9 protein-coding genes are annotated in these 10,087 nt (G+C 39.0%); 6 read left to right on the top strand and 3 right to left on the bottom strand.

Translation table 11 applies throughout. From position 1 onward, the window contains the following. A partial coding sequence (locus ACLIBG_RS15255; RefSeq protein WP_439313604.1) for a GntR family transcriptional regulator occupies positions 1-455 on the bottom strand: 455 nt, incomplete at its 3' end. Positions 456-581: 126 nt separating this feature from the next. Here ACLIBG_RS15255 and ACLIBG_RS15250 point away from each other — a divergent pair. From ACLIBG_RS15250 to ACLIBG_RS15225, 6 genes are all read left to right on the top strand, one after another. Then, positions 582-1,205 carry an FMN-binding negative transcriptional regulator gene (locus tag ACLIBG_RS15250; RefSeq protein WP_439312968.1) on the top strand — a complete coding sequence of 208 codons (624 nt, stop codon included), beginning with the start codon at positions 582-584 and terminating at the stop codon, positions 1,203-1,205. 70 nt (positions 1,206-1,275) lie between these two features. Continuing rightward, positions 1,276-2,403 carry a trans-sulfuration enzyme family protein gene (locus ACLIBG_RS15245; RefSeq protein ID WP_439313617.1) on the top strand — a complete coding sequence of 376 codons (1,128 nt, stop codon included), beginning with the start codon at positions 1,276-1,278 and terminating at the stop codon, positions 2,401-2,403. 603 nt (positions 2,404-3,006) lie between these two features. After that, positions 3,007-4,302: a glycosyltransferase family 2 protein gene (locus ACLIBG_RS15240; protein WP_439313618.1), complete on the top strand. Its 1,296-nt coding sequence runs from the start codon at positions 3,007-3,009 to the stop codon at positions 4,300-4,302. A gap of 16 nt (positions 4,303-4,318) precedes the next feature. Next, positions 4,319-5,266 (top strand): polysaccharide deacetylase family protein, encoded by a 948-nt coding sequence (locus tag ACLIBG_RS15235; protein WP_439313616.1) that lies wholly within the window; start codon positions 4,319-4,321, stop codon positions 5,264-5,266. Positions 5,267-5,490: 224 nt separating this feature from the next. Continuing rightward, positions 5,491-6,261, top strand: coding sequence for a helix-turn-helix domain-containing protein (locus tag ACLIBG_RS15230; protein WP_439313615.1), 771 nt, complete (start codon positions 5,491-5,493; stop codon positions 6,259-6,261). After that, positions 6,254-6,751, top strand: a complete 498-nt coding sequence (locus ACLIBG_RS15225) for a hypothetical protein (protein WP_439313614.1) — start codon at positions 6,254-6,256, stop codon at positions 6,749-6,751. Before ACLIBG_RS15230 ends, ACLIBG_RS15225 begins: the two co-directional genes overlap by 8 nt. 419 nt (positions 6,752-7,170) lie before the next feature. Here the strand turns inward: ACLIBG_RS15225 and ACLIBG_RS15220 are convergent, their stop codons facing one another. After that, positions 7,171-9,225, bottom strand: coding sequence for a putative bifunctional diguanylate cyclase/phosphodiesterase (locus tag ACLIBG_RS15220; protein WP_439313613.1), 2,055 nt, complete (start codon positions 9,223-9,225; stop codon positions 7,171-7,173). A 373-nt stretch (positions 9,226-9,598) separates the two neighbouring features. After that, positions 9,599-10,069 carry a DinB family protein gene (locus tag ACLIBG_RS15215; protein ID WP_439313612.1) on the bottom strand — a complete coding sequence of 157 codons (471 nt, stop codon included), beginning with the start codon at positions 10,067-10,069 and terminating at the stop codon, positions 9,599-9,601. Between the last annotated feature and the right edge of the window lie 18 nt (positions 10,070-10,087).

Raw genomic sequence — 10,087 nt, 5'->3', positions numbered from 1 at the left:
GCAATTTGTTCACGCAGATTCACCTCTCCAAAAGGTTCTCCATATTGAAAGCTCTCAGGTAACGTTAAAACCTGATTCGCTATTCGCCTCCATAGTTTTAAAGGGAAATGGTATTGATCTACAGCATCTGTACGAAAATTGACACGAACGGACGCTTTCTTCTCCACCCTCTTTTTGCTAGTGGGAATTAGGGCTTCCTGGGATAAAGAAGGCTCTAATCGATTAACAAAATAACCTTTTCGCCCTTCCCCGCGAATATAGCCCTCTGCTTCAAGTTGATTGTATGCCGATAAGGTTGTATTACGGCTGACTTGAAGAGAAGCTGCAAGTTTTCGAATAGAAGGTAGTTGTTCATCAGCTTTCACATTGCCTTGTTCAATCAATGATTTAAACTGTTCGTAGATTTGTTTGTATTTGGGAGTGCTTTCGTTGAAGACAAAAAGGTAATTTTTCATATAAACCTTCTCCTGACATGCTTAATTAATTAAAACTGTATCTTTTTAAATGTCAATTTATATCATACTATATTTTATAAGAGTAATAAATATATTCAAACACGAAATTGATGAGGGGTGATGATCATGTATATTCCAAAGCACTTTGAAATCAAAGATGAAGAAGAAATTTATGAGCTAATTGAGAATAATAGCTTTGCTACGCTCTTTTCCCAACACGAGGGTCATCCGTATGCGACCCACCTTCCTTTGATTTTAGATAAAGAAGAAAGATATTTGTACAGCCACTTTGCCAAACCGAATATGCAATGGAAAGATATAGAGGAACAGGAAGTGCTTGCTGTTTTTCAGGGGCCGCATTGTTATATCTCGTCTTCCTGGTATGAAACAGATAAAGCTGTTCCGACATGGAATTACATCGCTGCTCATGTATACGGAAAGGTTGAAATCATCGACGGCGAAGAAATGATGGATTCCCTTAAAGATATGGTATTAAAATATGAAGAACCAAATAGTTCATATCAATGGGATCAATTGGATGCTCATTTTTTAGAAGGGCAGGCAAAAGGAATTGTTGGATTCAAAATCAAGATTGATAAAATGGAAGGAAAAGCAAAATTGAGCCAACATCATTCCACGGAGCGATTAAAGCTTGTTACTTCACAACTGGAACAATCTACTAGTGAGAATGAAAGGGAAATTGCATCACAAATGAAAACAATTCTTAGAAAGAAAAAACTAAAGAATTAAATGTGCTTTCTTTGATAAAACAGCACATAATAACATTAATAACAATCATTTTTGAAAGCGAGGAATTTTTATGCGTTTTGAAACGAAAGCTGTTCACTCTGGGCGCCAGGTTGACAAAACAACTGGCGCGGTGTCTACGCCAATTCATCTCTCTACTACATTCGAACGAGCTGCGGATGGGTCTTATCCAAATGCATTCGAATATGGTCGGGAGGATAATCCTAATCGTCGTGCTCTGGAAGATTGCATGACGGCGCTTGAGAACGGACATGATTGCGTCACTTTCGGATCAGGAATGGCAGCAATCGCGTCAGTAATTGAGGCATTACCTACGGATAAACCCCGCCGGTTGATTATGCCAAACGATATGTATTTTGGTATTCGTTCGCTTATTACGGAAACGGATATTGGATCAAGATTTGACATTGTGGTCATTGACATGACAGACCTCCATGCGGTTGAAAAGGCGATAAAAAGTGCCCCAACCGGCCTGGTTTGGATCGAGACACCTTCTAATCCACTTCTGAAGGTTACCGATATTGAAGCAATTACCAAGATGGCACAGCAGGCCGGGGCTTACACCGCGGTTGACAATACGTGGGCAACTCCAGTTTTGCAGCGGCCCCTTACTCATGGAGCTGATTTATCAATCCATTCTATAACAAAATATATCGGAGGTCATAGTGATTTAATGATTGGTGCAGTTGTGGCAAGATCAGGTAGTCCTATGTTGACCAATCTACGAGCTTGGCAACATTCAAAAGGTGCTGTGCCTTCTCCATTCGACTGCTGGCTAGCACTTCGTGGTGTGCAATCGCTAGCTCCACGTATGATGACCCATTGTTCAAACGCATTGGCAATTGCAGAATTTTTGAACCAGCATCCGAATGTTGAAGCCGTTCATTACCCTGGTCTTCCTGAACACGGGGGACATCATATCGCAGCACGGCAGATGAGTGCATTCGGTGGTATGTTGTCCTTTCAGGTGAAAGGCGGTCAAGATGAGGCAATGGCTGTTGCTGCAAAGGTACGATTATTTACCCGTGCAACAAGTTTAGGTGGAACGCATAGTCTCATTGAGCACCGTTCTTCCGTTGAGGGAAGTAAAACGATGACTCCAGCAAATCTTTTACGTGTATCGATCGGGATCGAAAATGTGGATGACCTCAAAGAGGATTTATTGCAGGCGCTTGAATAGATAAAGTGAAACTTCGTTCAGTGAGGTTTTCTTTCCTCCCCCACTAATAAAAAGAACAAAGGCTAGGTTCACGACGTCCTGGGACTGCGCATAAATGCTTGCCCCATCGAATGGCTAATTTTTCAGTAATGCACTGATAAATTAGCCCATTTTTTTCTTCAAATCATTGTAAATTCACACTTCCTTAAAGTTATTCCATTCCAATTGCAGTTATAGCTCTTCCTGATTATATCCTGTCAATCAGTAAATGAAATGGTCCGATTCATTCGTTAAACGATCATTTTCATTATTCTTGTTGTCTTCTTTGGATTACCCCATTCATGCCTACCCTTTCCATGTAAAAATGCACCTTCTCTAGTTTAGCGCACAGCCACTTTCAAAAAAAATTAATACGTTATTACTACAGCAATTATAAAAATGCTATAAAATTCGTCCTGTATTCCTGGTCGAGGAGCTCGTCGCCTGCAAAAGGCATGGGTTTTTCATCTTACTTGTTTTTGTGAAGTGACCTTCCATTCTCTTCACTTGCAGCATGCTGCATCCATCAACGCACCGCTAAAAGTAAAACATAACCTTTAACTTATAAAGAGAGTGAGATTGATTATGTTTAGTTTTATATTTTTATTGTTTCTTTTATACACTGTTTTTCAATGTATCTACATCTTTATCCCATGGACTACTGCCTTCCCAAGAACAATGAAGGAACTAGATCGCGAGAAAAAGTTTTCGATCGTTATCCCTGCGTTTAACGAAGCGACCATTATCACTCATACACTTGAAAAAAATAGAAAGCTAGATTACAAAAATTATGAAATTATCATTGTCAATGATGGTTCTACCGATAACACGTTATCGCAAATTAATAAACGATTTCACTTGCAACGAATCAGTCGCCGTCCAAGCAGGAAGCTCGCCTATCAAAAAATAAAATCCGTTTATCGGTCCAAATTGTACAGAAACTTGTGTGTAGTTGACAAAGTGAACGGCGGAAAGGCAGATGCTTTAAATTGCGGGATAGACTTTGCCCGTTATGATTGGGTCATAACGGTTGATGCGGATACTATACTTCGGGAAGATGCCCTTCAAGTATTGAGCAGCGAACTGGAAGACGCTTCCATCGTTGCTGTTGGAGGAACCGTTCATATCAGTCAGGGATATACAAAAAATCGTCCGCGTTTTTTAGCGAAAGGGCTCATTAATTTTCAAGTCTTGCAATATTTAACGAGTTTTTATTTGCAAAAATTTACTCAATCCCGTTTTCAAGCAATAACGGTCATTTCCGGCGCATTCGGGGCATTTAACAAACAAGTACTGCTTGATGTGAACGGCTACCGGCCAACAGTCGGCGAAGATATGGATATTACGATAAAAGTCCATAAGTGGATTGCCGCTAATAACAAGGAAAAACGGATGGTTTATGTACCTGAAGCAGTCAGTTTTACACAATGTCCCAGCAGCTACAAAGATATATTTAAACAGCGTTTTCGTTGGCAAAAAGCGTTTATCGATTGCATGGCGATTTATTACAAAGACTTTTTCCGTAAGCTGAATTTTCCAACGAGCTGTTATTTGTTATTTGATGCCTTTTTACTTGGCACGTTAAATACGTTTCCCATTTTACTTATCCCATTGGGGATTCTGCTCGGGAGTCATTTTTTAAGTATTTTTTTATTTTTAATCGTTATTTCTTTATTTTTAGGCGCCTTCCAAAATTTAACCGCTGTTCTAGTTAGTCGGCGTTATGAACACAAGTATAAAATACAAGATAATATATTTGTCCTTTTGTTTTTGTTTGTCGAAGTCTTTTCGTACCGCTTATTAGGATTACTATTTGTAAGCATCGGAACTGTTTTATATTTCATTGATAAAGATTCCTGGTATAAGGTTTCTCGTAGTTAGATGGGGAGGTGATGATGTGAGACTGTTCCGCCGATTTATCAACGGTATTTATCTGGTCATCTTTTTAGTTATTTTTGGTGTGATCATCCACTTTTTTTATATTCACATGCAAGCATTTCTTCCATTTAAAGAAGAAGTGGGATTAACCGACCACCATGTGTTATTAGAAGAAGTGGATGTGCATAATGTAATCAGAAACTTTGATGTAACAGAACAAGCAGAATGCGTTCCGGTTATCATGTACCACCGGATTGTTCCTGATCAACGTTTAGTCAGCAACGTTTATGAAAGCAAAAACAAATTATATAAAACAGTCGTAACGGAATCACAATTTTCCAAGCAAATGGAATATCTCCATGAAGCAGGCTATACCGTACTAAATCTGAGAGAATTGTACGCATTTTTAACCGAGCAGATCGATATACCGAAAAAAAGTGTCGTGATTACGTTGGATGATGGATACAAAGATATTTATTACACAGCATATCCTATCCTAAAAAAATATAATTTTACTGCCGTAAGTTTTATTATTACAAGTGAAATTGAAGAAAAGAATGCAACGTACATCCCCGAGGTGTACCAATATTTGAGCAAAACGGAGATGTTAAAGAGCCAGGATGTATTTGACTATCAAGCACATACATTTGATCTGCACGAGCGAGATGAGGAGGGCGTTTCTCTGCTTTTAAACACACCAAAGCATAAGGTGAAAAATGACCTGCAACAAAATATTCAACATCTAAATGGAAAGGAATTTGCTTTTGCTTACCCGTTCGGTGAGTATACCCGTGAAACGATGGAAATATTGAAAAACGAATTCAACTTCAAAATGGCATTCACAACAGAACCAGGTTATGCATCTCCAACAGAATTAGAAGATTTTTATCAAATCCCTCGCATCGAAGTTTCGCCGGAATATTCGCTGGATGACTTCAAAGCAATATTGGAAGGGAAAGGCATGTAGAAGAGGGAGGAGTGAAGATGGGCCTTTGCGCATTTTTGCAGTAGGGATGTACCGGGATTGCTTTCAACAGTCGGTTTCCAATTTGTATTAAACCCTCCAGCTTACATCGGTATAAATAATGGGTAATTTGCATATGCTATTAATGATAATTACAAATCATAAGTTTATAATATATACTTTTCATAAGCAAAATGATAGAATGGAGGTAGGAAGAGGTGAGAATAATGAGCGTTGCCTTACTTGATCAGTCAAAAGATGATATTCAACAAGCATACGAAGCCAATAGCTTGACCAAAATCGAAAAGGAAACGTTGTATGTATTCGATCGTGTCGTACACTTCATGTTAAGTTCTTTTAAAAATCAATTGAAAGGAATCACCTTTAAATCTAGCGAGCTCGACTTTGATGAAGCCTACATTTTATCTAAGAAGAACATGGAAACGATGTACAAAATGTTAGATTTTATCTCTCAACTTCATTTTCCTATATCTGATTACGATTTTGGAAAAATAAAAGTGGATATAGAACGATGGTACTACCGAATCGGCGGAAAAGGGATGTACTTTGAATATCAAGAAGATTACCTCCTTACACCAAAAGAGGCAGCAGAATTGCTAGGCATCTCCAATGTGACACTACACAAGTATATGAAGCAAGGGTTAGAAGCGATTGATACAACTTCCCATCATAAAATCCCTAAGCATGCCATCTCCCTTTGGCAAGATCCCGTGTATGCTATCCGGATGCAGATGCTCACACAAGAGAAGAAACTTCAGGATCAAACTCCAGAAGAACGTATGAAAGAAGTTCTTGAAGAGATTACGGAACTGCAAAAAGAATATAAAGTGAAAACTGTTTCAGAAGCATTGGCCAAATACAATATAGGTGACCTTGACGCCTTAGATGACCCTTCTGACTTTCGTAATTGGAAAGACCTAGAAGAAGAAAAAGAAGAATTACTTGAAGAGTTGATTGGAGGTTCTTCATTTGCATAGAAAATCAAAACCAATCAACTCTGTACTTCTTCCTGCAGACATAGATGACATTTTGCAAGACTACGGTGACTACTTGAAATCCTACCAGAACCTTCATACGAAAAGTTCTATTTATGCATCCTTCAAGCGAACCAAAACTAAATTGGACGTCTTATTCCCCCTAAAAGAACACCCCATCCATGGAATCACAGGTCTACATGCCATAGAAAAATACGATGAGAAAGGATATGTGAAAGAATATCATTATCAGTGGAAGAGAATTATCCCTAAAACAGGAATCAAGTTCAGTCATATATCCGCTTGGGAGAATGAAGCCCACAACGCTCCCAACACATCATACGAATATATAGTAGATACAGAGCCCCATCACCACCATCACATACCTGGTGAAAGAAAACATAGAAAGGAAAATTACGATATCCGAACATTGGATGCAGCTTTTAATTTTGTGGTTCATTACATAAGAAGTGGAAAAGAATATAAACCCTAATTCCAAACTCACCCAAAAACACTTTGGGGGATGCTCTTTTTCGTAGGATCTTTTCTAAAAAGTTGTTGTTTTTGGGGTATTATTTTTGTATGAATCTCCTTACTAGCAGCCCTAATACACGTAGACTCCTGGGGGAGCCAAGGCATCGGTGGAGACCCCGCAGTGACGAGCGAAACATCCGCCGAATAAGCTACGAGTTGCGAGTAGTGCTACTTCAGCGAAACAACCTGCAACACGACGAGCATACAGCACGAGGCAGGCTAAGAACGCGACGTCCTGTCGCAACGCCTCCATGACCAACATCCTGTTGGCCCGAGGCTCACCAGCCGCCCCCGGAAAGCGAAGTGTATTAGGGCTGGGGCGGGTAAGATAACAACATTCTATACGAAAAGAGCCTTTTCACAAAAGTATAAACACAGCTACATCCCCAACAGTTTCATCGGAGTCCCTCTCGTTATCCAGGAACCGATCTCCTTCACTGTTAACGGGCGAGAAAAATAATATCCTTGAATAAAAGGTTTTTCTCTCATCGATCCAATGAAATCCATTTGTTCTTTCGTTTCTACACCCTCAATAACGATGTTTAACTTTAAGGAATAGCAAAGGATGATAATCGAACGGAGTACGGCAGAGTCTTTTTCAGAAAGCGGTACGCCATCGACGAATGATTTATCAATTTTTATTGTTGAAATGGGCATTCTTTTTAAATACGACAACGAAGAAAGTCCTGTTCCAAAGTCATCCAGAGCAACAGATAGGCCAAGGTCTCTAAATCGACCTACAGCAGTGATTGCATTTTCAATATCATGAATGACACTTGTTTCCGTAATTTCCAGCTCTATATAATGACTATCCACTTTATATTTTAATAGATTTTTATTCATCACTTTCAATAATCTAGATGACGTAACATAGGATCCAGGGATATTAATGGATACTTGACGAAAAGGCACACCCTCTTCTAACCATAGGGATACTTGATGACAAGCTTCTTCGATCACCCAATCTGTCGCATCAAATATTTCCCCGTTATCCTCTAATATGGGAATGAACACTCCCGGAGAAATTAAGCCGTATACGGGATGATTCCAACGCAATAATGCCTCTACTCCAGATACTTCGAATGTTTTAGAACATACTTTAGGTTGATATTCTAAAAATAACTCTTGATTCGTTATAGCCCGACTAATATCTTGAGCAATTTGACTTTCAAACGTAAACGTATGGATAGCAGGGTCATACTCTATTACTTCGTGGTTATACTCGATCGAAGGATGTTGCAGGACAGCCATACTACTAGAAAACAACTCCCTTACAACCCTTTTATGACTAGAATGAGATATCGCACAAACGGCATTTATTACAATTTGTTTGTTATCTACTCCCAACGGCTTTTCCAAAACAGATAAAATGGCTTTCATTGATTCTTTCATAATTTCATAGTCCGATGTCCCAAATTGAAAAATGGCAAAACGATTCCCTTCGATACGATATACTTTTGCGTACAAAGGTTTTCCGCTTTTAATAATATCTCCTACTGCCTTGATCATTTCATCGCCAAACGTATATCCATAACTAGTAATCCACTTCTCCAAGTTATGGATATGGACAATGGCTAGTGTCCCATCTGTTATCATATTATTTAGTTCTTGCTCAAACTGCCTTTGATTAGGCAGAAGCGTTAGCGCATCAAAATGGTGCAAGCGATGATCTACATAACGATCGAGCAAACTAGTCAAACCGGAAATGAGCAATAACAAGGAAATTCCTATCGTAACTACAGCAATCAGCAACGTCATATCCATGTGATGCATTTCATTTAGGTTCTCTGCCAATGGTTTCCTTACATAAAATACAATGGCTGCCATTCCTGTATAGTGCATGCTTGTTATTGCAAGCCCTAATAAGATGGAGGTGATGATTTTTATTAATTGATTCCGCATATATTTCTGTAACGTAGAAAAGGTATACAAAGCGATATAAGACGCCACAACTGCAATTAAAATAGAGATGATGAATATGCCTGGTTTGTAAACATATTCCGCATCCATCTTCATTGCGGCCATCCCGATGTAATGCATGGAAGAAATCCCAAGTCCCATGATGGCCCCAGCGATAATATAAAAACGATGGGATGTGTTTCTTCGATTTGCAAAATAAAACGCAAGATAAGACGCAAACACAGCCGGAATGACGGAGATAATCGTTAGGAGCAAATCGTACTTCATAGAGATCGGCAACATAAACGCACTCATTCCAATGAAATGCATGGACCATATCCCTAAACCCATCGCAATAGAGGAGAGAAGCAGCCAAAAGTTTTTATGGAAAAAGCTAGTTTGTTGCATTCTCTGATTCATGGATAAAGCGGTATAAGCAGCACAACATGCAATGGCGATGGAAAGAATAACTAAAGAAACAGAATGTTCCCCATGCAGTATAAAAACATCTGATGACTCCGGAAATGAGAACATATAACAACCTCTTTTTCATGATTAGTATAAAAGCAAAATCGTTTGGTCTATTTATAGTATACACGATCTAGGACAAAGGTTGTATATAATATTTCCTTCATTTGGAAGTAAGAAAAGCACAAGCGCCCTGCTTAGAAACGTATGAGCTGTGCGAATCGATGATGACTTTCACCCAAGGGTATAAGTGCGACTAAGCCTCTGTCCTAAGCCAATCGGCAAGTCTTATTTATCGTAAGGCGCTGCGGGAAGTCGTCTAGTTTCTGGGCGCTTAACCTAGACAGTTATGAACAAAATTTTATACTTTCTGAACCTTGAAAAAAGACGTGAGAATGATCGTTTTCTCCCGCCTTTTAAATGGATAAGATTGTTATTTTCATTTCAACTGATTCGGATGCTTCATAAAGAAAGGCACTTGTTTCGCTCCGAGCATACGAATGTATGTAAACAATTGGCCTTTATGGTGGATTTCATGATCTATGGCATTAGATATCCAAAAGCTTCCTGGCGCTTTATCTCTGTTAAATTCAACCTCTGTGGTTATCTTTGTTTTATCAAGCGATTTTAAATCCCACTTGGACATCGACGTATACTTTATAACAATGTCGCGCACATCACTCACTGTCTTATAATCCTGTTCTGCCTTTGGCGGAGTAAACTTCCCATTTACCACTGTTTTAACAAACATATCCATTGAAGTAGCAATATGAACGGCTAAACCACCTAATGAATATGCGCCTTCCCATGGTTTGAAATCAACATCTTCATCATCGGCTAGTTCCAATAAATCATGAACGACCAATCGATGTTTTAACCATCCTTCAACCACTTCATCCATTGTACTCATTGGTAGTCCCTCCTTATA

Origin of the sequence: Virgibacillus sp. W0181, assembly GCF_051846915.1 — a bacterium.
Lineage (GTDB): Bacteria > Bacillota > Bacilli > Bacillales > Amphibacillaceae > JBPYCR01.
Note: the sequence above shows the minus strand (reverse complement) of the source record. Positions and strands in the feature narration are given on the sequence as shown.